At 72.4% G+C, this 22,293-nt stretch carries 17 protein-coding genes; 13 read left to right on the forward strand and 4 right to left on the reverse strand.

Annotated features, from left to right (window positions below; genetic code table 11):
* Window positions 1-83 precede the first annotated feature (83 nt).
* The 7 genes from AB0A65_RS18710 (at window position 84) to AB0A65_RS18740 (ending at window position 11,694) form a co-directional block, all read left to right on the forward strand.
* Complete coding sequence (locus tag AB0A65_RS18710) at window positions 84-1,916, forward strand: glycoside hydrolase family 2 TIM barrel-domain containing protein (RefSeq protein WP_359952717.1); 1,833 nt, start codon at window positions 84-86, stop codon at window positions 1,914-1,916.
* 141 nt (window positions 1,917-2,057) lie between these two features.
* Window positions 2,058-3,347: an extracellular solute-binding protein gene (locus AB0A65_RS18715; protein ID WP_359952719.1), complete on the forward strand. Its 1,290-nt coding sequence runs from the start codon at window positions 2,058-2,060 to the stop codon at window positions 3,345-3,347.
* Window positions 3,344-4,258 (forward strand): sugar ABC transporter permease, encoded by a 915-nt coding sequence (locus AB0A65_RS18720; protein WP_359952721.1) that lies wholly within the window; start codon window positions 3,344-3,346, stop codon window positions 4,256-4,258. Before AB0A65_RS18715 ends, AB0A65_RS18720 begins: the two co-directional genes overlap by 4 nt.
* A complete protein-coding gene (locus AB0A65_RS18725; protein WP_359952723.1) occupies window positions 4,255-5,109 on the forward strand; it encodes a carbohydrate ABC transporter permease in 855 nt (284 codons plus the stop codon). The genes AB0A65_RS18720 and AB0A65_RS18725 overlap by 4 nt, the downstream gene beginning before the upstream one ends.
* Window positions 5,106-5,720 (forward strand): hypothetical protein, encoded by a 615-nt coding sequence (locus AB0A65_RS18730; protein ID WP_359952724.1) that lies wholly within the window; start codon window positions 5,106-5,108, stop codon window positions 5,718-5,720. The genes AB0A65_RS18725 and AB0A65_RS18730 overlap by 4 nt, the downstream gene beginning before the upstream one ends.
* Before the next feature lie 59 nt (window positions 5,721-5,779).
* The gene (locus tag AB0A65_RS18735; RefSeq protein ID WP_359952726.1) at window positions 5,780-9,421 is read left to right on the forward strand and encodes an alpha-glucuronidase family glycosyl hydrolase; all 3,642 of its coding nucleotides are present in this window, start codon (window positions 5,780-5,782) and stop codon (window positions 9,419-9,421) included.
* Between the two features lie 26 nt (window positions 9,422-9,447).
* A complete protein-coding gene (locus AB0A65_RS18740; RefSeq protein WP_359952728.1) occupies window positions 9,448-11,694 on the forward strand; it encodes a family 43 glycosylhydrolase in 2,247 nt (748 codons plus the stop codon).
* Between the two features lie 43 nt (window positions 11,695-11,737).
* On the opposite strand, the gene AB0A65_RS18745 is transcribed toward AB0A65_RS18740, so the two are convergent.
* From AB0A65_RS18745 to AB0A65_RS18755, 3 genes are all read right to left on the reverse strand, one after another.
* Window positions 11,738-13,282 carry an aldehyde dehydrogenase family protein gene (locus AB0A65_RS18745; RefSeq protein ID WP_359952730.1) on the reverse strand — a complete coding sequence of 515 codons (1,545 nt, stop codon included), beginning with the start codon at window positions 13,280-13,282 and terminating at the stop codon, window positions 11,738-11,740.
* Window positions 13,283-13,295: 13 nt separating this feature from the next.
* Complete coding sequence (locus AB0A65_RS18750; protein WP_359952732.1) at window positions 13,296-14,666, reverse strand: VOC family protein; 1,371 nt, start codon at window positions 14,664-14,666, stop codon at window positions 13,296-13,298.
* A gap of 63 nt (window positions 14,667-14,729) precedes the next feature.
* A complete protein-coding gene (locus AB0A65_RS18755; protein ID WP_359952733.1) occupies window positions 14,730-15,332 on the reverse strand; it encodes a class I SAM-dependent methyltransferase in 603 nt (200 codons plus the stop codon).
* Between the two features lie 159 nt (window positions 15,333-15,491).
* Between AB0A65_RS18755 and AB0A65_RS18760 the strand changes: the two genes are divergently transcribed.
* The 3 genes from AB0A65_RS18760 (at window position 15,492) to AB0A65_RS18770 (ending at window position 17,903) form a co-directional block, all read left to right on the forward strand.
* Entirely contained in the window at window positions 15,492-16,463 is a 972-nt protein-coding gene (locus AB0A65_RS18760) for an NAD(P)-dependent oxidoreductase (RefSeq protein ID WP_359952735.1), read from the forward strand.
* A 163-nt stretch (window positions 16,464-16,626) separates the two neighbouring features.
* Complete coding sequence (locus tag AB0A65_RS18765; protein ID WP_359952737.1) at window positions 16,627-16,926, forward strand: hypothetical protein; 300 nt, start codon at window positions 16,627-16,629, stop codon at window positions 16,924-16,926.
* Window positions 16,927-17,054: 128 nt separating this feature from the next.
* Window positions 17,055-17,903, forward strand: coding sequence for a hypothetical protein (locus AB0A65_RS18770; RefSeq protein WP_359952739.1), 849 nt, complete (start codon window positions 17,055-17,057; stop codon window positions 17,901-17,903).
* A gap of 56 nt (window positions 17,904-17,959) precedes the next feature.
* Here the strand turns inward: AB0A65_RS18770 and AB0A65_RS18775 are convergent, their stop codons facing one another.
* Complete coding sequence (locus tag AB0A65_RS18775; RefSeq protein WP_359952741.1) at window positions 17,960-19,321, reverse strand: cation:dicarboxylase symporter family transporter; 1,362 nt, start codon at window positions 19,319-19,321, stop codon at window positions 17,960-17,962.
* 114 nt (window positions 19,322-19,435) lie between these two features.
* Here AB0A65_RS18775 and AB0A65_RS18780 point away from each other — a divergent pair, with 114 nt between their 5' ends.
* The 3 genes from AB0A65_RS18780 to AB0A65_RS18790 all read left to right on the forward strand — a co-directional run bounded on the left by AB0A65_RS18780 (window position 19,436) and on the right by AB0A65_RS18790 (window position 22,264).
* Entirely contained in the window at window positions 19,436-21,013 is a 1,578-nt protein-coding gene (locus AB0A65_RS18780; RefSeq protein WP_359952743.1) for a sensor histidine kinase, read from the forward strand.
* On the forward strand, window positions 21,010-21,690 hold the full coding sequence (locus AB0A65_RS18785; RefSeq protein WP_359952745.1) for a response regulator: 681 nt from the start codon (window positions 21,010-21,012) through the stop codon (window positions 21,688-21,690). The genes AB0A65_RS18780 and AB0A65_RS18785 overlap by 4 nt, the downstream gene beginning before the upstream one ends.
* A gap of 145 nt (window positions 21,691-21,835) precedes the next feature.
* The gene (locus AB0A65_RS18790) at window positions 21,836-22,264 is read left to right on the forward strand and encodes a hypothetical protein (protein WP_359952747.1); all 429 of its coding nucleotides are present in this window, start codon (window positions 21,836-21,838) and stop codon (window positions 22,262-22,264) included.
* Window positions 22,265-22,293: the final 29 nt, after the last annotated feature.

Raw genomic sequence — 22,293 nt, forward strand, 5'->3', positions numbered from 1 at the left:
CGGGGCGCGAAATCGCTCAGTCGATGATAGCGGCCCGGCTGGTACATTCAACGTTGAATTAGACCGATGAGGGAGTCGCGAATATGAACAGCCAGTCGCCGGTGCACGGCATCCGGGCGAGCCGCCAGGAGGTCGCGCGGCCGCGCCCGCAGATGCTCCGGGAGTCGTTCCTCGACCTGAGCGGGGAGTGGGGCTTCGCCCACGACGACGGGGACCGCGGCCTCGCCGAGGGGTGGTGCGACGGCCGGGCCCTGACGCGGTCGATCACGGTCCCGTTCCCGCCCGAGTCGGCGGCGTCCGGGATCAGCGAGACCGGGTTCCACCCGGTGGTCTGGTACCGCCGCGAGCTCGCCGCCGCCGACCTCGGCGCGGTCGGGCACGGGCCGGGACGGCGCCTGATCGTCCACTTCGGCGCCGTCGACTACCGCGCGAGCGTGTGGCTCGACGGCCGCCTGGTCGGCGCCCACCAGGGCGGCCACACGCCGTTCGCCCTGGACCTCACCGACCACCTCGGCGCGGGACCGCACGTCCTGGTGGTGCGCGCCGAGGACGACCCGCACGACACCGCCCAGCCCCGCGGCAAGCAGGACTGGCACGAGGACCCGCACGCCATCTGGTACCACCGCACCACCGGCATCTGGCAGCCCGTATGGCTCGAATCCGTTGCGGCCCTGCACGTCACGGACGTCCGCTGGACCTCCGACCTCACCCGCGGCACCGCCACCGCGCAGGTGACCCTGAACCGCCGCGCCGACGCGGACGTGACCGTGCGGATCGCCCACGAGGGCGCCGTGCTCGGCGAGGCGCAGGCCCGCGCCGCGGGCACGCAGGTCACGGTGACCGTGCCGCTCGCCGGGCAGGACAACGGGCAGAACTACGAGCGGCTGCTGTGGCGGCCCGGCTCGCCGGTGCTCCTCGACGCCTGGGTGGGCGTGGGGGAGGACGTCGTCGCGGGCTACCTCGGGCTCCGCTCCGTGGGCGTCGCCGACGGCCGGTTCCTGCTCAACGACCGCCCGGTCGTGCTGCGCTCCGTACTGAGCCAGGGCTACTGGCCCGAGACGCACCTCGCCGCCACCGAGTCCGACCTGCGCCGCGAGGCGGAGCTGATCGCCGAGATGGGCTTCAACTCCGTGCGCGTCCACCAGAAGGTCGAGGACCCGCGCTTCCTGTACCACGCCGACCGGCTCGGGCTCCTGGTCTGGGGCGAGATGCCCGCGGCCTACAGCTTCTCCGACGAGGCCGCGGCCCGCACGGTCGCCGAGTGGACCGAGGCGGTGCGCCGCGACGCCTCGCACCCGTCGATCGTGACCTGGGTGCCGCTCAACGAGTCCTGGGGCGTCCAGCACATCGCCTCCCGCGAGGACCAGCGCGCGTTCGCCGAGGCGCTCTACCACCTGACGAAGGCCCTCGACCCGACCCGCCCGGTCATCTCGAACGACGGCTGGGAACTGGGCACCTCCGACCTGTGGACCGTCCACGACTACGAGTCCGACGGCGGCGTGCTCGCCGAGCGGTACGACGTGCCCGAGGCGGACCTGCGCGCCTACCTCGACGGCACCGGCCCCGCGGGGCGGCGCATCCGCCTGCGCGGCACCGTGGACCGCGGCGAGCCGGTCATGCTCACCGAGTTCGGCGGCGTCAAGTGGGCCACCGGGCCCGAGGCCGACGACGCGTGGGGCTACTCCGAGGCCGCCAGCGCCGACGACTACGACCGCCGGGTCGGCGACATCCTCCGGGCCGTCCAGGGCGCCTCGATCGGCCACCGCGGCCGCCGGGCCGGGCTCGCGGGCTGGTGCTGGACGCAGCTGACCGACACGCTCCAGGAGGTCAACGGCCTGCTGACCGCCGAGCGGGAGCCGAAGCTGCCGATGGAGCGCCTGCGCGCGCTCGTGCTCGGCGACGACGGCCGGAAGTAGCGGCCCGCAACCGGCCGTTGCCCCGCGCAAGGGGCGTGTGATAGCGTTCGCCAAATAGTTCAGCGTTGAACTGGATCCGCCTTAGTTCAACGCTGAACTACCCCGGCAGGACAATGTCCGTCCAGCCAATGAGGAGGATCCATGTCAAGAATGAAGACGGTCGCGGCCCTCGGCGCCGCAGCGGCGCTCGGGCTCACCGCGTGCTCGAACGGCGGCACCCACGAGGCCGCCACCTCGTTCGCCGCCGACACCGAAGCCGAGATCACCTTCACCTGGTGGGGCAATGAAGAGCGGGCCGACTGGATGAACCAGGCCCTCGACCTCTTCAACGAGGAGTACCCCAACGTCGAGGTCGTGCGCAACTTCAACGCCTGGGGCGACTACTGGACCGCCCGCAACACCGAGGCCGCCGGCCAGGCCCTCCCCGACGTCCTCATGATGGACGCGGGCTACCTCGGCGAGTACGCCGACAAGGGCCTGTTCCTCGACCTCGGCGACTACCAGGGCGGCCTGCTCGACACCAGCGGGTACGCCGACACCCTGCTCCAGTCCGGCACCGTCAACGACCAGCTCGTGGGCGTCCCCATGGGCTACAACGCCTGGTCCATGATGTACAACAAGGACCTGCTCGACGAGCTCGGCCTCCCCTACCCGACCGACGACATGACCCTCGACGACCTCGAAGCCTACGTCCTCCAGGTCAACCAGGCCGGCGCCTCGCACGACCCCGCGATCTACGGCGCCTCCGACTACACCGGCGGCTTCCCCGGCTTCATCTACTCCCGCATGCAGGAGGGCGAGCCCGTCTTCACCGAGGACGGCGGCCCCGCGTTCGACGAGCAGGACGTCGTGGACTACCTCGACTCCGTCGCCGACCTGCGTGACGACGGCGACTTCTACCCGATCGAGCGCACCGTCGCCCTCGACCCGCTCGGCGGGTTCCTCGGCGGCGAGGCCGCCCTCTGGTTCAACTTCTCCACCACCGTCGCCCAGGCCATGAGCGACATCGGCACCGACAACATCGGGATGATCCAGGCCCCCACCGAGAACGGCCAGCACGTGCTCGCCGACCACCCGAGCATGCTCCTGTCCGTGGCCGCCAACTCCGACCAGCCCGACGCCTCCGCCGTCCTCGTCGACTTCCTCGCGAACTCGCCCGAGGTCAAGGCCATCTTCGGCGCCTCCCTCGGCGCGCCCCCCACCGAGGAGGGCCGCGCCGCCGTCGAGCAGTCCACCTCCGACTCCGTCGACTTCGGCTACCTCGACGCCGTCGCGGGCGAGATCACCGAGAGCTACCCGCTCCTGCCCTCCGGCTACGGCTCCATCGAGGCCAAGTGGGGCGAGCTCCACGAGCAGCTCCTCTACGGCGACATCGACACCGACCAGCTGGCGGAGGAACTGTTCTCCGAAATGGACATGCTCCTCGGATGACGACCGTGCGCCCACGCGCCCGGAACCGCTCGACCCGCGCCGGATACGCGTTCCTCTCACCGTGGCTCATCGGGTTCCTCGGCCTCACCGCCGGACCGATGATCGCGTCCCTGTACCTCTCGTTCACCGACTACAACCTCTTCACCGCACCCCAGTTCATCGGGTTCGAGAACTACCAGCGGCTCCTGACGGACTCCAACTTCCACCAGGCCGCCAAGGTCACCGCCCTGTACGTCGTCTTCGGGACCCCGATCAAGCTCGCCGCCGCGCTGGGAGTCGCCATGCTCCTGCACAACTCCCGGCGCGGCCAGGGCTTCTACCGCTCGGCCTACTACCTGCCCTCGCTCATCGGCGGCAGCGTGTCGATCGCGATCGTCTGGAAGGCCATGTTCATCGACGAGGGCATCGTGGCGCAGATCGGGTCCGTCTTCGGCGGCCCCGACGCGTCAGCGGGCGGCTGGGTCGGCGACCCCGGCCGCACGCTCCCGATGCTCATCCTGCTCACCGTGTGGCAGTTCGGCGCCCCGATGGTCATCTTCCTCGCGGGCCTCAAGCAGGTCCCCACGGAGATGTACGAGGCCGCCGAAGTGGACGGCGCCGGACCCGTGCGCCGGTTCTGGAACATCACCATCCCGCTCCTGTCCCCGGTGCTGTTCTTCAACCTGCTGCTGGAGACGATCCACGCGTTCCAGATCTTCAACTCCGCGTTCATCATCTCCAACGGCTCGGGCGGCCCCGCCCAGTCGACGCTGTTCTACACGCTGTACCTCTACTTCCGCGGCTTCCGCGACTTCCAGATGGGGTACGCGTCCGCGATGGCCTGGGTCCTGGTGGTCGTGGTCGGGCTCATCAGCCTCCTGCTGTTCCGCAGCTCGAAGTCGTGGGTGCACTACTCGGGAGACGACCGATGAGCCGAACCAAGAACGCACGCCGCACCCGCGGGTCGATCCTGTTCCACGCCTTCGCACTCGCCGTGCTCGTGGTCATCCTCTACCCCGCGGTGTGGATGCTCATGAGCTCCTTCAAGCCCAGCAGCGAGATCATCGGCGAGGTGAGCCTCCTGCCCACCGGCGGCGGCCTCCAGAACTACGCGAAGGCCCTGGAGGGCATCGGCGGGATCTCGTTCTGGACCTTCGTCCTCAACTCGCTGATCCTCGCCGTCGGGTCGGTCGTCGGCATCTTGGTGTCGTGCTCGCTCGCGGCCTACGGGTTCGCCCGCGTGAAGTTCCGCGGCCGGAACGTCTTCTTCGTGTGCATGATCGCCACGATGCTCCTGCCGTTCCACGTCGTGATCATCCCGCAGTACATCGTGTTCAACAACCTCGGCATGATCAACACGTACTGGCCCCTGCTCCTCGGCAAGTTCCTCGCCACCGACGCGTTCTTCGTGTTCCTGATGATCCAGTTCATCCGCGGCCTGCCGCGCGAACTCGACGAGGCCGCCGTCATCGACGGCGCCGGCCACCCGCGGATCTTCTTCTCGATCATCCTGCCGCTCATGAAGCCCGCGCTCGTCACCTCCGCGATCTTCGCGTTCATCTGGTCGTGGAACGACTTCTTCGGGCCGCTGCTGTACCTCAAGGAACCCGGCATGTACACGATGCCGCTCGCCTTGCGGCTCTACGTGGACCAGACCTCGACCTCCGACTACGGCGCGCAGATGGCGATGGCGATCCTGGCGCTCCTCCCGGTGCTCCTGTTCTTCTTCGCCTTCCAGCGCCAGCTCGTGGGCGGCGTCGCGACCCAGGGGCTCAAGGGATGAGCGCGCAGACCGCTCCGGAGGAGCCGCCCCGCCGGGCGGCCGAGCACCTGGTGCGCTTCGGCGGCGGGGCCCTCGGCCTGTTCGGCGAGATGATCGTCGTCGGACTCGTGGTCACCGCGCTGTCGCTCCCGCTGGTGACTGCCCTGCCGGCCGTCGCCGCGGGCACCAGGCACCTCGACCGCCACGCGTCCGACCACAGCGACGGCCTCGGCGACCTGCTGCGCGCCGCGTGGCTTGCCTTCCGGACCGGCTGGGCCGCAAGCGTCGTGACGGCGCTGGCGGTGGCCCTCCTCGGACTGAACGTGGCGCTCGGCGTGCAGGGCCTCGTGCCCGGCGGCACGCCGCTCGCGGTGGTCAGCGCGGTCTTCGCACTGGTCATCGCGGTGGTCGCGGTGCGGGCGGCGTCCCTGTGGGAGCCGTCCGCGGACTGGCGCGACCTCCTCCGCGAGGCCGCCGCGCTCACCACCGCCGACCCGGTCGGCACCGCCTACGTCCTCATCGGACTCGGCGTCGCCGCTGTCGTGGCCTGGATGTTCCTGCCGCTCATCGTCATCGCCCCGGGGATGCTCGCCGTCGCGCTCATCGCGGCGCGGCGGCGCGCCCTCGCCTGACCCACCGACAGCCGACCGATCCCCGACATCTCAGCACGCACCCTCAACGGGAGTTGACAATGACGTCACCACACGGGCCCGGTCGGCTGTCGCGCCGCGGGCTGCTGCGGACCGGCACCCTCACCGCGGGCGCCCTCGCGTTCGCCACCGCCGTCTCGCCATGGGCCGCACAGGCACAGGAACCCGAATTCGCGGACGGCCCGCTCTGGCTCCGCTACCGGCAACCCGCCGACCCCGACCTCCTCGCCCAGTACCGCGCCGCTTTCAGACGCGTCGCCGCCTTCGGCGACGACCCGCTGATCGCCAACGCCGAGACCGAGGTCCGCCGCGCCCTCACCGGCCTCACCGGGACCGCGCCCGAGAGCGGCCGGCCCGGGGCGTACGGCACGCTCGTCATCGGCACGGTCGACGCCTCACCGCACCTGCGGATCGAGGACCCCGACGCCCTCGGCACCGAGGGCTTCGCGATCCGCGTCCAGCGCTCAGGCCACCGCGTCAAGCGCGTCGTCGTGGCCGCGAACGCCCCCGCGGGCGTCCTCTACGGCGTGTTCCACCTGATCCGCTCGCTCCAGAACGGCACCGCGCCCGCGGACCTCGCCGCCACCGAGGCCCCCGACACGCGCCTGCGGATGCTGAACCACTGGGACAACCTCGACGGCTCGATCGAGCGCGGCTACGCCGGACGCTCCATATTCGACTGGGGCGCGCTCCCCGAAGTCTCCGAGCGGATGACGGACTATGCGCGCCTCACCGCCTCGACCGGCATCAACGCCGCCGTCCTCAACAACGTCAACGCCGACGCGGCGTTCATCGACGCGCCGATGCTCGCGAAGCTCGCCCCGCTGGGCGCGATGCTCGCGACCTGGGGGATCAGCCCGTGGCTGTCCCTCAACTACGCCAGCCCGATCGTCCTCACCGCGGACGACCCGGACCCGATCACCACCGCCGACCCCGAGGACCCGCGCGTCCAGGAGTGGTGGCGCGACAAGATCACCGAGGTCAAGGAGGCGATCCCCGCACTCGGCGGGTTCCTCGTCAAGGCCAACTCCGAGGGCCGCCCCGGCCCGCTCGACTACGGCCGCACCCACGCCGACGGCGCCAACATGCTCGCCCGCGCCGTGGCCCCGCACGACGGCCTCATCGTGTGGCGGTCCTTCGTCCACGAGGACTTCGGCGACTGGGCCGAGTACCAGCACCGCGTGTTCGCGCCGCTCGACGGGCAGTTCGACGACAACGTGATCGTGCAGACCAAGAACGGCCCCATCGACTTCCAGGTCCGCGAACCCGTCCACCCCCTGTTCGGGACCCTCAAGCGCACGAACCAGATGGCGGAACTCCAGATCACCCAGGAGTACACCGGCCAGGCCGGGCACGCGGTCTACCTCGCTCCGATGTGGCGCGAGGTCCTCGACTTCCCCACGGGCGGGCCCGGAACCGGCCCCACCGTGGCCGAGGTCGTATCCGCCGATCGCGCCGGACTCGCGGGCGTCTCCAACTTCGGGGCCGGTACCTCCGACGACCCTGAGAACTGGACCGGCTACCACCTCGGCGCCGCGAACAGCTACGCGTTCGGGCGGCTGTGCTGGTCCACCGGCGCCGACCCGGGCGACCTCGCCGCCGAGTGGATCCGCATGACCTTCGGCCTCGACGCCGACGACACCGCCGTCGTCGCGGGCGTCCTGCTCGACTCGTGGCGCACCTATGAGGACTACACCGCGCCGCTCGGCATGGGCTACTTGAGCAATCCCGGCGGCGCGCACTTCGACCCCGACCCGGTCGGCACCGTCACCCAGTCACACCACAGCACCGGCGCGGGCACCGGCTTCGACCGGACCGAGGCCACCGGCAGCGGCTTCACCGGCCTCTACCCCGACGCCTGGGCCGAGGTCTACGAAGACCTCGACACCGTCCCCGACGAACTGCTCCTGTTCATGCACTGGGTGCCCTACGACCACCGGCTCAAGTCCGGCGCCACCGTCATCCAGCACATCTACGACACCCACTTCCACGGCGTGGAACGGGTGCGCGGGTTCGCCGACGCCTGGGCCGGGCTCGCCGGGAGCGTCGACCCCGACCGCCACGCGCAGATCGCCGACGCGTTCACCGCGCAGATCGGCCACGCCACGACCTGGCGCGACGCGATCGTGGCGTTCTTCTTCGACCTCGGCCGCGTGCTCGACGAGGACCGGTCCTGGACCCAGGTCGCCGTCCCCGGCGAACGGGTCCTCACCGGCGGCTGGGGCAACCGCGTCGCCGTCGAGGTCACCAACGCCGACGCGGAGGCCCGCGAGCTGACCGCCCGCCTCGTCCCCGCCGAAGGCGACTGGGGCGCGGCCACTCTGAACGTCGGTTCGGGCGAGACCGCCACCGCGGTCCTCCCGGTCGAACCGCCCCTGAACGGCTGGGAAGGCCCGGTCGACGTGTCGATCGCACCCGAAGGGACCGTGCTCGGGGGCCGCGGCCTCCGCTTCCTCGTCGCCCCCGCCGGACAGCGCTGCCACCTCGCACTCGACGCCGGGACCGACGGCTCGCCCGTGCAGCCCGGCTACCGGCGCCTCACGCCCGCGACGAAATGGTCAGAGGCCCAAGGCTTCGGCTGGGCCTCCGGCCCGACCCCGAACGGGCGCGACCGGAACGTCCTCGAACCGCTCACCGCCGACCTCGTGGGCCACGCGAGCGCCTGCACGCTCCGCCTCGCCGTCCCGGCCGGAACGCACACCGCCCAGCTCCTCATCGGCGACCGCGGCGCGCGCTGCCGCCCGTTCACGATCAGCGTGAACGGGACCGAGACGACCACGCCCGACCTCCCCTCGGGCACGTTCGCCTGGGTCGACGTCGAGCTCGAAGGCGGCACCGTCGACCTGGTGCTCACCGGCATCGACGACTGGTGGAAGCTCGCCGCGCTCGTGATCCCCGACCCGGACGCCCCGCTCCCGCTCGTGCGCGTCCACGCCGCCACCGCCGAACCGGTCTGGTGGACCGGCGGCACCTACGACGTGGTTGCGGTCGTTGCCAACAGCGGCGACGCCGACGCGGAGGTCACGGTCGAAGTCACCGTCCCCGACGGCTGGACCAGTGAACCGGTCCAAGTCACCGTCCCGGCCGGGTCCGAACAGGACATCGCCGTCCCGGTCACCGCCGGGCCGGTACCGGCGATCAAGCGGCTCCCGCTCACCGTCCGCGCCGACGGCGCCGAGCTCGAAACCGGGCGACTCGTGGAGGTCGTCGCCGCCCCCGACCCTGCCAGCGCCGCGCTCGCGCTCGACGCCGGGCCCGACGCCGAGTCCGTGGTCCCCGGCTACGCGGCCCTCACGCCCGAGAGCGACTGGGACGCCGACCGCGGCTACGGCTGGAACGGCGCGCGGCCCGACGCCCGCGACCGCCGCAACACCGACCTGCTGCGCCGCGACCTCGTCGTCGCCACCAGCGAACGGACCCTCGACCTCGCGATCCCCGCAGGGCCGCACCGGGTCTGGATCCTCACCGGCGACCCGCTCACCGACTCCGCGATCACGGTCGTCTCCGAAGGCGGCGCCGAACTGGGCCGCTCCGGCCCGGCCACGCTGCCCTCGCGGGCGATGACCTGGTTCTCCTTCGACCTCGACGGCGGCCCCGGCGGTCGCACTGCGTCCCTCGCCTTCACCGGCAGCGGGCTCAACAAGATGTGGCGCATCGCCGCGCTCGCCGTCCTGCCCCAGTGAACCCGCTGAAAGAGAGGCACCCCCCAATGCGAAGATCCACACTGGCCGTCGCGGTCACGGCCGTCCTCGGCCTGCTCGCCGTCGGGCCGCCGGTCGCGGCCGACCCCGGCGACGCGCCCGGCACCTACGAGAACCACATCATGGACGACCTGGCCGACGCGTTCTCGGACCCGTCGATCATCCAGGGCAAAGACGGCTACTGGTACGCGTACGCGACCCAGACGAGCCTGCGCAAGGACAACCGCGGCGGCCCCTGGGACGACCAGTACTTCATGCCGATCATGCGCTCGCTCGACCTGGTGGACTGGGAGTACGTGGGCGAGGTCTTCGGCCGCGACAACCACCCCCAGTGGCGCGACTTCGAGAAGACCTACTACTGGGCCCCCGACGTGCGCTACATCGACGGGCTCTACTACCTCTACTATGCGGCCGCGGGCGGCGGCGGGCCCCGCAACCAGATCGGGCTCGCGACCGCGCCGACCCCGGCCGGGCCGTGGACCGACATCGGCCACCCCGTCATCGAAGAGGACGACGGCGCCAACCAGATCGACCCGGCCCTGTTCGTGGACGACGACGGCGCCAAGTACCTCTACTACGGCTCGTTCAAGGACGCCGGTGTGCGCGCCGTCGAGCTGAACGCCGAAGGTACTGCGCCCGTGGGCGACTCGGTGCAGGTCGTGGGCAGCCGCCAAGGGGAGGCGCCCTACGTCGTCAAGCGCGACGGCTTCTACTACCTCTTCTACTCCGGCCTCGGCTGCTGCGAGCGCGAGAAGGGCGGCTACCCGGTCTTCGTGGGCCGCTCCGACAGCCCGCTGGGCCCGTTCACCGACCGCGACGGCGACAGCCTCACCGGGCTCTACCCGGGCGGGACGATCGTGAACTCGCCCAACGGGAACCGCTGGGTCGCCTCCGGGCACTCGGCGAACGTCGTGGACCACTCGGGCCAGGAGTGGATCCTCGTGAACGGCTTCGACCGCTTCGAGGAGGACCTCACCTGGGGCGGGCGCCCCACCTTGATGGACCGCCTGGACTGGATCGACGGCTGGCCCACGGTGAACGCCGGGGCCTGGTCGAGCGACGGCCCGCAGACCGCGCCGGTCGGCGCCTGGGACGCGGGCAGCCGCTTTGAGGACGGCGTCAACGGCTTCACCGCCGCCGGTCCCGGCCGGTGGACCACGGACGATGACGACCTCTCCGGCGGCTTCGCCTACAGCACCGCGCACTCGCCGACGCCCTCGTTCCTGCTCCCCGAGGACGGGCCCACCGGGGACGTCCGCCTGGAGTCGGACGTGCGGGTCACCGACGACCGCGGCCGCGCGGGTCTCGTGCTGGGCTATCAGGACTCCCGCAACAACGCCGTCGCCTGGGTCGACGGCTCGGGACTGCTCACCGTGGAGGTGAAGCGCCACGGCCGGATCGTGGAACGCGTTGCGTCCCAAGCCTATGAGGGCCTCGACCTCTCCGCCTGGCACTCGCTGACCGCCGTCGTCGAGTCGGGCGCCGCGCACGTCGAGCTCAGCGCCTCGCTGCTCGGGATGCCGCTGGCCGAACTCGACGTGGACGTCCCCGACTGGACCCCCGGCGGCGCGGCCTCGGCGCGCGGCTCCGCGGAGGTCGACAACCTCGGTGCGACCGCGCTCTACGTGCCCGTCACCGAGCGGGTCGCGGACCCGGAGGTCGGCGACCTGCTCTTCAGCGAGGAGTTCGACGACGCCGACCTGGCCGGCTGGGACTGGTTCGGCGCCCCCGACGGGCAGGCCGAGGACGGCTCGTACGTGTGGCCCACCCAGGACGCGGACCTGAGCGGCAAGGGCGCCATGGCGTCCGCGCTCCTGCACGACGCTCCTGAAGGGACCTACACGGTGGAGGCGAAGCTCCACCTGCCGATCTCCGAGGACCCGGCGACGGACGAGTCGCAGCGGCCGCAAGCGGGCCTCGTGGCGTTCCAGAGCCCGTCGAGCTCGATCCACCTGGCGCCCGTGAAGAACGGCCCGGCCGGGCAGGTGCTCCTGTGGATCGGCCGCGACCGGAACCCGTGGCCGGAGATGCAGGTCGGGACCGCCGCGGACGACATGTGGCTGCGCCTGCGCCACACCGTCGACCCGGACACCGGCGAGCACCTGTTCCAGGCGGCCACGAGCCGCGACGGCGTGAACTACACCTGGGGAGGCGTCTGGCACCTGCCGGAGGGCGCCGACCCGCAGATCGGACTGGTGTCGATGGCCGGTGAGGGCCTGACCGCCGAGTTCGACTACGTGCGCTTCTACGAGTAGGGAGCACGCGGGGCGGGGGAGGACCCCCGCCCCGCGCTGTGTTTCAGAGGAACTTCACGCCCTGCGCGAGCGGCAACTCACCGGAGTAGTTGACGGTGTTCGTGGCCCGGCGCATGTACGCCTGCCAGGAGTCCGTGCCGGACTCGCGCCCGCCGCCGGTCTCCTTCTCGCCGCCGAACGCGCCGCCGATCTCGGCCCCGGAGGTCCCGATGTTGACGTTCGCGATGCCGCAGTCCGAGCCGCCCGCGGACAGGAACCGCTCCGCCTCGCCCTGGTCCTGCGTGAAGATCGCCGACGAGAGCCCTTGGGGCACGCCGTTGTGCATCGCGATCGCCTCGTCCAGGTCCTCATAGGTCAGCACGTAGAGGATCGGCGCGAACGTCTCCTCCTGCACGATCCCGTCCTGGTCCGGCATCCGGACCACCGCGGGCCGCACGTAGTACGCGTCGGGCGCCTCGTCCGCGAGGACCCGCTCCCCGCCCGCGACCACTTGCCCGCCTTCGGCTTTCGCCCGCTCCAGTGCCCGCTGCTGCGCCGCGAAGCTGCCTTCATTGATGAGCGGGCCGACCAGCGTCCCGTCCGCGCCTGGGTCGCCGATCGCGAGCGTGCCGTACGCGGCGGCGATCCGCTCCACCAGCTCGTCGGCGACCGACGAGTGGACGATGAGGCGCCGCAGCGTGGTGCACCGCTGCCCGGCCGTCCCGGCCGCCGCGAACACGATGCCGCGCAGCGCGAGGTCGAGGTCCGCCGAGGGCGCGACGATCGCGGCGTTGTTGCCGCCCAGCTCCAGCAGGACGCGGCCGAACCGGGCGGCCACGCGCGGCGCGACCTCGCGGCCCATCCGCACCGACCCGGTGGCCGACACCAGCGCCACGCGCTCGTCGTCCACGAGGGACTCACTCACCTCGCGGTCGGCGAGGACCAGCCGGTGCACGCCCTCCGGCGCGCCGACGTCCTTGACGGCCTGCGCGAGCAGCGCGTCCGCGCCGATCGCGGACAGGTATGTCGCCTCGGCGGGCTTCCATACGACCGCGTTGCCGCAGACCAGCGCGAGCGCGGCGTTCCACGCGTACACGGCGACGGGGAAGTTGAACGCCGAGATGACCGCGACGACGCCGAGCGGGTGCCAGGTCTCGGCGAGCCGGTGCCCGGGGCGCTCGGACGGGAGGGTCTTGCCGAACAGCTGGCGGGACTGGCCCACGGCGAGGTCGCAGATGTCGATCATCTCCTGGACCTCGCCGAGCGCCTCCGACTCGGTCTTGCCGACCTCGGCGGTGACGAGCGCGGCCAGGTCCGCCTTGTGCTCGGTGAGGAGCTGGCCCCAGCGCTTGACCAGGTTGCCGCGCACGGGGGCGGGCACGTCGCGCCACGTCAGGAACGCGTCCTTCGCGGCGGTCACCGCTTCGTCCACCTCGGCCCGGGTGTGGGCCGCGGTGCTCGCCAGCACCTCGCCGGTCACCGGGGTGCGGATTTCGTGCGTCCCGGTCGGGGCCTCGGCCCCGAGGTTCTCGAGCGCCTTGCGGACGCGCTCGGGGATCACTCCCGGCGCGGGCGGGGCGGCGGTCGGGGACGCGGTCGGGTTCGTCATGTCCTGCTCCTGGTCACGAGTCGGCGCTGATGCGGACGCCGAGCTGTGCCTCGGCGGCGCGGATGGAACGGTCCTGTTGGGCCGCATAAAGATCGAACGGGTCGTGGATGTGCGCTTCCGCGAGGGCCGCGAGCCGTTCGAGGTCGTAGTCGACGGCGGCCTGCGCGTCGTCGCGCGTGCCCTCGTCGGAGAGGTTCGACTGGAAGATCCCGGCCGCCGAGCGCGGCAGGAAGTCCTCGTAGACGACGGGTTCGCGCACGAGCGCCCCGGAGGCGACGAGCCCGCTCAGGGTCGTGTCAGGTCCCGCCGGTCCCGCGGCCCGGTACGTGAAGTACCCCAGGCCCTCTCGCGCGAGTCCTTCCTCAGTGGACGGCAGGTGCTCGCGCCACACCTCGCGGGCGGTGTCGGTGCGGCTGACGCCCTCGCGGCGCCGTTCGTCCACCTCTGCGACCATCCGGTCGTACAGGTCCCTTCCCTTGCGGGTCAGCGCGATCCCGCGCTGCTCGACCTCGCCGAACCGGACCCGCAGCGACCCGCGCTCGATGCTCCCGTCGGCGCGGCGGAACACCCGCTCCTCGTCCAGGGCCCGGAACGAGGTCTGCCGCAGCAGCACGTCGGGGCCCTCCCACGCGGGCGGGCCCTGGATCTCGTCGATCATGGTGATCCCGCGGGCCCGCATGCGCGCGTAGAGGTCGTCGATGTCGAGGACGCGCGGCGTGAGGTGGTTGATGTGGGTGGCGGGCACGCCGCCGACGTCGGCGGCGACCGCGGAGATCCGTTCGAGCGCGTCGTACCAGTCGCGGTCGATCGGCTCGGCGGTGAGCCGGAACGCGTCCGTGGCGAGCGCGAGCAGCCGCGCGGCGTCCGCCTCCTCCAGGCCCTCGCCTCGCGCCTGGTCGGCGAGCGCCAGCAGCTCGGGGCCGAACAGCTCCCGCGATCCGATGAACCGCTCCAGCCTCCCTTGCGTGGCGGCGTCGAAGAACCGCCGGTCGTCGGTGACGAGCATCGACGTGAACACCCGGAACGGGTTGCGCGCCAACTCGTCCGCCGCGACCGGCCGGAACGCCGTCGACACCACCGGCACCGAGCTCCTGGACGCGTCCCGCAGGTCGTAGAAGCCCACCGGCTCCATCCCGAACGCCCCGAACACCCGCGCGACCTGCGACAGCTCCCGCGGCGACCCGACCCGGATCGCGCCGTGCCGCTCCGCGGTGACCCGCTCGATGCTCCCGAGCCGCTCGCCCTCGGCGCCCCGCGCCCGCGCGGCCTCGTCGTTCACCTCCCGGCACACGTCGACCAGCGTGTGGTACGCCGGGACCTCGCTCCCGTACATCTCGGCCAGCGCCACCGCGAACCGCGCGCGCAACCGCCAGGTGGGGACCATGGCACTCCTTCGGGTCGGACGGTCCGGACCCAGTGATCCTCGCTCATCCGCCCCGCGCACCCGTCAGGCGGGGCTGCGGCGGGCGCGGAGGACCGTGTCGTGGGTGTGGTGGGAGCCCTCCGGGGGCGGGGTGGTGCGGGGGCGGGTCTCGTCGGCCTCGACGCGCCATTCGGGGCCGAGGCGGCGGGCGACGTCGGCGGGGTGGACGTACTCGTCGAAGTCGAACCCGCCGGGCCGGTGGCCGTCCGCGGGGCGGGCGTGGCCGACGACGAGGAGCGTCCCGCCGGGGGCGACGGCGTCGAGGAGGCCCGTGACGGCCTCGGGGCCGCTGGTCCGGAGGATCGGGAAGTACTGGGCCGTGACCAGGTCGAACGAGGCGGCCGGCGGGGGAGTGGCCGCGAGGTCGCCGCGGGACCAGGCGATGCGGTCGGCGACGTGGGCCCCGGCCGCGGCGGCGCGCTCCAGCGCGACGCGGGAGAGGTCGATGGCGGTGACCCGCCAGCCCTGCTCGGCGAGCCAGACCGCGTCGGCGCCCTCGCCGCAGCCGACGTCGAGCGCCTGGCCCGGCGCGAGGCCCCCGGCCTCCATGACGAGCACGGGGTTCGGCCTCCCGCTGAACAACCGCTCGCGGCTCGCGTACCGCTCGTCCCAGACTCCCGCGTCCATCGCGTTCCCCTTCCGTTCGCTCCCGCCACGGTCCACCACCGGACCCCGCGCTGGCAAGTTTTGTTGCCGGACCGGCAAACCCGGTCCCGTGGCCGCGGGGACCGCGCGCGGTTAGCATCGGAGCCTCCGGGCCCGGCCGGGCCCGAAGGGGAGGACACCATGAAGATCGTCGTCGTCGGCGGCAGCGGGCACATCGGCACGTACCTGGTCCCGCGGCTGGTGCGCGCGGGCCACGAGGTCGTCAACATCAGCCGCGGCCAGCGCGCCGCGTACTCGGAGTCGCCCGAGTGGGCGCAGGTCGAGCAGGTCACCGCCGACCGCGAGCGGCAGGACGCCGACGGCGTCTTCGGCGACACCGTCGCCGCCCTCCGGCCCGACGCGGTCGTGGACCTCGTGTGCTTCACGCTCGACTCCGCGACGGCCCTGGTCGAGCGCCTCCGCGGCGCCACCGGGCACCTCCTCCATTGCGGCACCGTGTGGCGCTACGGCGTGAGCCGCCGGTCCCCGATCCGCGAAGGCGAGGGCACGCCCCCGTTCGGCGAGTACGGGACCCGGAAGGACGCCATCGCGCGGATGCTCAAGGCCGAGACCGAGTCCGGCGGCCTCGCCACCACCACCCTCCACCCCGGGCACATCGTCGGCCCCGGCTGGCACCCGATCGGCCCGCTCGGCAACCTCGACCCCGCCGTGTGGCGCACCCTCTCGGCCGGGCACACGCTGCGCATCCCCGGGATCGGCGCCGAGCACATGCACCACGTCCACGCCGACGACGTCGCCCAGGGCTTCGCGAACGCCATCGAGCGCCCCGAGTCCGCGTCCGGCGAGGACTTCCACATGGTCGCCCCCTCCGCGATGAACGTGCGCGGCCTCGCCGGGGCCGCCGCGTCCTGGTTCGGCCAGGAGGCCGACCTGGAGTCCGTGACCTGGGACGAGTTCCGCGCGGGCACCACCGCCGAGCACGCCGACGCGAGCTGGGAGCACCTGTCCCGCAACCACGTCCTCTCCATCGAGAAGGCCCGCACCCTCCTCGGCTACGCGCCCGCGTACGAGCCCGACGCCGCGATCCTGGAGGCCGTCCGCTGGCTCGTCGAGCACGACCGACTCGCGGTGGAGCGCCCGCTCGCGGTCTGATCCCGCGGTGCGACAATCGAAGGGACAGATCACAACAGGATCGTCAGCGCCCGGATGGTCGGTGGAGCGCGCTGGCGTGCCCGTTCGCGGGCACCGCCGGCGGGCCCGCACGCGGGCTCCTCGGCGGTGCGCGCCCTCGGGCCGCAGCCGAGAGGACCGACGCATGTCCACCACCGACCACACCGTCCCCGACCAAGACCCGGCCGTCTTGCTCGACGCGTTCTACGACCGCCTCGCGGGCGCGCTCCGCGACCTCCCCGACCCCGACACGCTCCTCGACTGGATCAGGGTCCGCGCCCGCCGGCTCGCGGCGGCGGAGCAGGGCCGCGTCCCCGACGGGCCCGCCCGGGACGACCTGCGCATGACCGTCGCGCTCGTCGCCGCGTACGAGGCCCTCGCGCCCGAGCTCGGCGCCGAGGCGGCCATTGCCGCCGTGCGGGACGCGCTCGCCGCGGCCGCCTGACGGCCGGGGGCTCCCCGGGCCTGGCGGGGGCGCTATACGATGAGCGCGCTTGCGCGCCTTGGCAGGACCGAGCACCCGGCAGCCCCCGCACCCCGTCGCCGTCCGGCGACCCGCTCAGAAGGACGCCCATGCCCCGACCCGTGCCCGGACCCGGGGCGCTCGCCGCCTACATCCAGACCGGCAGCCGCGACGCCCGCATCGCCTACCGGGACCTGGACGAGCGGGAGCGCCTCGCCTACGGCGACACCGTGCGCCGCGTGTACGCGACCGCGGTCGCCCACCACTTCGGCGGCCCCGCCGAAGGGGACGCGCTGGAGGAGTTCATCGAGCGCGTCGAGGCCCGCCACCCGCACTACAGCGGCGGCGTCAAGCGCGTCCTGCGCGCCACCGCCGAGACCGGCCGGGGCATGGAGCCCCGCCAGGTCCTCACCGCGCAGCACCTCGTCATCCGCGAGATCGCGAAGCTCCACCCGGGCTTCAGGTCCCGCGCCGAGCGGGTCGTGGAGGCCGCGTCCCGCACGCTCGTGGGCGCGGGCTCCGGCTCGCCTGCCGACGACCCGGAGTTCACCGGCACCGACGCCGACCAGGCCGCCTCGGTGACCGTGGCCCTCGACGGCACGCTCCAGGACCTCGCCCTCCACCGCGGCGTGGAACGCCTGGGCGGCAGGGTGATCGCCGCGTGCCTCATCCGCGCCTGGGTCGAGGCCGAGAAGCAGCGGTGGGCCCGCGCCGCCGAGGTCGGCCGCCACGACGCGTTCCCGCGCATCGGCTCCGGCAAGGGCGGCGGCGACCGCTTCCGCCAGGAGGCGTACTCCGCGAGCGGTCTCAGTCGCGCCACAGTGGACCGCTACGGGCGGATGCGCGACCTCGTCTTCATGCGCACGGCCCTGTTCGGCGACGACGGCCGCCACGGCCTCGCCGCCGACGTCGCCGAGGCGGCGACCGCCGCGCAGCACCGCCTCTACTCGTCCTGGTGACAGACGAACGGGCCGCACATCCGGCAAAGGGAGCGGCCCGTTCGTGATCTGGGGGACTACACGGTTTCGAGCCGCTTGTCCTTGGGCTGCTCCGGGATCTCCGGAGCCGCGTGGTCGTCGATGAGCGTCGCCTCGTTGAACGGGTCGCGGCCCGCGAACACCCGGCCCGCCTGCTCGCGGTCGAACTCCTTCGTCCACGTGCCGATGAGCACCGTCGCGACGGCGTTGCCCGCGAAGTTGGTGAGCGCCCGCGCCTCCGACATGAACCGGTCGATGCCGAGGATGAACCCGACGCCGTCCACCAGCTCCGGGCGGTGCGACTGGAGCCCGCCCGCGAGGGTCGCGATCCCGGCGCCGGAGACGCCCGCCGCGCCCTTCGAGGCGATGATCATGAAGACCAGCAGGGAGATCTGCTCGCCGAGGCTCAGCGAGTCGCCCTGCGCGGTGGCGATGAACAGCGTGGCCATCGTCAGGTAGATCGCGGTGCCGTCCAGGTTGAACGAGTACCCGGTCGGGACCGTGATGCCCACGACCGGCTTGCTCACCCCGAGGTGCTCCATCTTCGCGATGAGCCGCGGCAGCGCCGACTCCGACGAGGACGTGGACACGATGAGCAGGAACTCCCGGCCCAGGTACCGCAGCAGCTGGAACAGGTTCACCCGGGCCGCCAGCCACAGCACGGTCCCGAGCACGCACACCACGAACAGCAGGCAGGTCGCGTAGAACCCGAGCATGATGACCGCGAGGCCCTTCAGTGCGGCCCATCCGGTCTCGCCGACCACGGCCGCGATCGCGCCGAACGCGCCCACGGGCGCGACCCACATGATCATGGCGAGGATGCGGAACACGAGCTTCTGGAGGTGCCCGATGCCGCGCAGCAGCGGCTCGCCCGCCGGCCCCATCTTCTGGAGCGCGAACCCGGCCAGCAGCGCCACCAGCAGCGCCTGGAGCACCGAGCCGGACGTGAACGCCGACGCCATGCTCTCGGGGATGATCCCCAGCAGGAAGTCCACGGTGCCGTGGCTGCCCGCCTCCGACGCCTGCTCCTGCGCCGTGGCCGCCGCGGTCGGGTCGAGGTGCATGCCCTCGCCCGGGTGCAGCAGGTTGCCCACGACCAGGCCGATCGCCAGCGCGAACGTCGACATCAGCAGGAAGTAGCCGAGGGCGATGAGCCCGACCTTGCCGACCTTCGCGGCCTTGGCGACCGAGCCGATCCCGAGCACGATCGTGCAGAAGATGATCGGGACGATCATCATCTTGATGAGGGCCACGAACCCGGTGCCCAGCGGCTTGAGCTGCTTGGCGAACTCGGGGAACGCGAAGCCGACGACGATGCCGAGGACCACGGCGACGATGACGGCGAGGTACAGGAAGTGGGTGCGGTCGCGGCGCTTCGGGGGCTGCGGCGGGGAAGACATCTTCGGCTCCTCAACAGGGGATGGGGGTTGACATCCGAAGTATCCGGGCACTTGTGAAGCAAGTCACCATTCTGTTCATTTCGGTCGCGTTAACCGCGTGTGCTCTCATTGTTCGTGACCAAAAGGTGGACCCTGGCCCGGCAGCTCCTCGTGCTGCAACTCGTGCTCGTGGCCGTCCTCGTCGGCGCGGGCACCGCCCTCGCCTTCGCCGACGCGCACCGGGCCGTGGACGCCAACGCCCGCGAGAAGGTCCTCGCCGTCGCCTCCACCGTCGCCGACTCGCCCGCCGTCACCGACGCCCTCGCCACCTCGCTCCCCAGCCGCGACCTCCAGCCGTTCACCGAGCGCGTGCGCGCCGACACCGCCGTCGACTTCATCACGATCATGGACCGCGACGGCGTCCGCTTCACCCACCCCGACCCCTCCCAGATCGGCCGCCACTTCATCGGCAACACCGAAGCGGCCCTTGAAGGACGCCCCTTCACCGAGACCTACACCGGCACCCTCGGCCCCTCCGTGCGCGCCGTCGTCCCCGTCTTCGACGACGACCACGAGGTGGTCGCCCTCGTGGCCGTCGGCATCACCGTCGAGGCCATCACCGCCGAACTCAACGAGCGGCTCCTCCCGCTCGCCGCCGTCGCCGTCGGGGTCCTCGCCGTCGGCGTCACCGGCAGCTCCCTCGTCAGTGCCCGCCTCTCCCGCCAGACCCGCGGCGTCGCCCCCGGCGAACTGCGCGACATGTTCGAGTACTACCAGGCGATCCTCCACTCGGTCCGCGAAGGACTCGTCCTCGTCGGACGCGACGGCCGCATCGCCCTGTGCAACAGCGCCGCCCGCGACCTCCTCGGCCTCCCCGACAGCCCCCGCGGCATCCCCGTCGCCGACCTCGGCCTCGCCGACGACCTCGCCGCCACCTTCACCTCGCCCGAACCGCGCAGCGACGAGCTCCACCTCACCGACTCGCGGCTCCTGCTCGTCAACACCGTGCCCGTCCGCTCCGGCGACCGCCACATGGGCAACGCCGTGACCCTCCGCGACCACACCGAGCTCCAGAACCTCACCGGCGAGCTCGACACCGTCCGCGGCTTCGCCGAGTCCCTCCGCTCCCAGGCCCACGAGTCCGCCAACCGCCTCCACGCCGTCATCTCCCTCATCGAGCTCGGCCGCCTCGACCGGGCCGTGGCGCTGGCGACCGCGGAGCTGGAGGTCGCGCAGCAGCTCACCGACCGGGTCGTGGGCGCGGTCTCGGAGCCGGTGCTCGCGGCGCTGCTCCTCGGGAAGCTCAGCGAGGCCAGCGAGCGCGGCGTGGACCTGGAGCTGACCGCGGACACCGCCATGCAGGAGACGGACGGCGAAGTGGACGCCCGCGACCTCATCACGATCCTCGGGAACCTCATCGACAACGCCCTGGACGCGGCCGTCGAGGGCGCTGCGGAACGCGCGCCGCGGGTGGCCGTGACGATCCGGACCGACGAGGGGGAGCTGTTCGTGCGCGTCGCCGACTCCGGCGCGGGCGTCGCGGACGAGGCGGACATCTTCCGGCGCGGCTGGTCCACGAAGGGCGAGACGGGGCGGGGCCTGGGCCTGGCGCTGGTCGGGCAGGCCGTGCGGCGCCTGCACGGCGCGATCGGGGTCGCGAACGACGAGGGCGCGGTGTTCACCGTCCGCGTGCCGCTATCGTCTGTCCGATGATCCGCGTACTCGTCGTCGAGGACGACCCGGTGGCCGCCGACGCCCACCGGCAGTACGTCGAGCGCGTCGCCGGGTTCACCGTGGCCGGGGTGGTCCACTCGGGCGGCGACGCCCTCCGCTTCTGCTCCAAGCACGCGGTGGACCTGGTGCTGCTCGACTTCTACCTGCCCGACACGCACGGCCTCGCGGTCTGCAACGCCCTGCGCGCGGCCGCCTCCCCGGTCGACGTGATCGCCGTGACCTCGGCGCGGGACCTCTCGGAGGTGCGGGCCGCGGTCTCCTCCGGCGTCATGCAGTACCTGCTCAAGCCGTTCGCGTTCGCCACCCTGAAGGGCAAGCTGGAGAACTACGCGGCGTGGCGCGCGCAGGTGGCCCGGCCCGGCGAGGTCGGCGGCCAGACCGACGTGGACCGGATGCTCGGCGAGCTGCGGACCTCCGGCCCCGGGCCGCTTCCCAAGGGGCTCAGCGGGACCACGCTCGGCGCGATCAACGAGGCGCTCGGCGGCGCCGCGGAGGGCCTGTCCGCGGCGGCCATCGCGACCGCGGTCGGGATCGCCCGCGTGACCGCCCGCCGGTACCTGGAGTACCTGGCGGACAACGGCCTCGCGCAGCGCCACCCGCACTACGGGAGCGTCGGGCGCCCCGAGGTCTGGTACACGCTCGTCAAACCCGGCTGAGTCCCGAGGGCCGGGAACCGTCAAGTCCCGGGGCCGGTCCCGCCGGTTTCCCGCCGGTCTTCCGCCTCGCAACGGGCCCGTCCCCGGGTCAGAATTGGCGCGACCTCGGGCGACCCGCGCCCGTCAAGCCGACGAAAGGCCCGCCGTGCCCAGCCGAACACTCGCCGCCGTCCCCGCCGCCCTCCTGCTCCTCGGCCTCGCCGCGTGCTCGGTCACGCTCGGCTCCTCCGAGGAGCCCAGCGAGGACCCGGCGACCGCGGAGTCGTCCTCGGCGGAGGCGCAGCCGTCGCAGGAGGAGTCCTCCGCGCCGCCCGCCGACGACTCGCAGAGCCTCGCGATCGAGGCGTCGCGCCTCGCCGCGGCCTCCGAGGACGCCCTGGAGGCCCAGCTCGGCTACCGGCCCGAGATCGACTGCGGCGAGGTGAACATCATGATCTACGTCGACCGCCAGACCTACTGCTCGCTCATCGACACCGCCGACGGCGCCGAGTACCAGGTGACCATCACCGTCACGAGCATCGAGGGCCAGGAGTTCAACTTCGACATCGCGGTGGACGACGTCCCGCAGGGCTGACCCGCCCCTCGCGGCCCCCGTCCCCCGCG

Source organism: Glycomyces sp. NPDC047010 (genome assembly GCF_040644205.1).
Taxonomy (GTDB): Bacteria; Actinomycetota; Actinomycetes; order Mycobacteriales; family Micromonosporaceae; genus Glycomyces.

Excerpts from the sequence above, each read along its gene's own strand:
- AB0A65_RS18740 (WP_359952728.1), top strand. The coding sequence starts at position 9,448 with ATGCGAAGATCCACACTGGCCGTCGCGGTCACGGCCGTCCTCGGCCTG.
- AB0A65_RS18755 (WP_359952733.1), bottom strand. The coding sequence starts at position 15,332 with ATGGACGCGGGAGTCTGGGACGAGCGGTACGCGAGCCGCGAGCGGTTG.
- AB0A65_RS18770 (WP_359952739.1), top strand. The coding sequence starts at position 17,055 with ATGCCCCGACCCGTGCCCGGACCCGGGGCGCTCGCCGCCTACATCCAG.
- AB0A65_RS18785 (WP_359952745.1), top strand. The coding sequence starts at position 21,010 with ATGATCCGCGTACTCGTCGTCGAGGACGACCCGGTGGCCGCCGACGCC.
- AB0A65_RS18765 (WP_359952737.1), top strand. The coding sequence starts at position 16,627 with ATGTCCACCACCGACCACACCGTCCCCGACCAAGACCCGGCCGTCTTG.
- AB0A65_RS18715 (WP_359952719.1), top strand. The coding sequence starts at position 2,058 with ATGTCAAGAATGAAGACGGTCGCGGCCCTCGGCGCCGCAGCGGCGCTC.
- AB0A65_RS18775 (WP_359952741.1), bottom strand. The coding sequence starts at position 19,321 with ATGTCTTCCCCGCCGCAGCCCCCGAAGCGCCGCGACCGCACCCACTTC.
- AB0A65_RS18720 (WP_359952721.1), top strand. The coding sequence starts at position 3,344 with ATGACGACCGTGCGCCCACGCGCCCGGAACCGCTCGACCCGCGCCGGA.
- AB0A65_RS18725 (WP_359952723.1), top strand. The coding sequence starts at position 4,255 with ATGAGCCGAACCAAGAACGCACGCCGCACCCGCGGGTCGATCCTGTTC.
- AB0A65_RS18730 (WP_359952724.1), top strand. The coding sequence starts at position 5,106 with ATGAGCGCGCAGACCGCTCCGGAGGAGCCGCCCCGCCGGGCGGCCGAG.
- AB0A65_RS18745 (WP_359952730.1), bottom strand. The coding sequence starts at position 13,282 with ATGACGAACCCGACCGCGTCCCCGACCGCCGCCCCGCCCGCGCCGGGA.
- AB0A65_RS18750 (WP_359952732.1), bottom strand. The coding sequence starts at position 14,666 with ATGGTCCCCACCTGGCGGTTGCGCGCGCGGTTCGCGGTGGCGCTGGCC.
- AB0A65_RS18710 (WP_359952717.1), top strand. The coding sequence starts at position 84 with ATGAACAGCCAGTCGCCGGTGCACGGCATCCGGGCGAGCCGCCAGGAG.
- AB0A65_RS18760 (WP_359952735.1), top strand. The coding sequence starts at position 15,492 with ATGAAGATCGTCGTCGTCGGCGGCAGCGGGCACATCGGCACGTACCTG.
- AB0A65_RS18735 (WP_359952726.1), top strand. The coding sequence starts at position 5,780 with ATGACGTCACCACACGGGCCCGGTCGGCTGTCGCGCCGCGGGCTGCTG.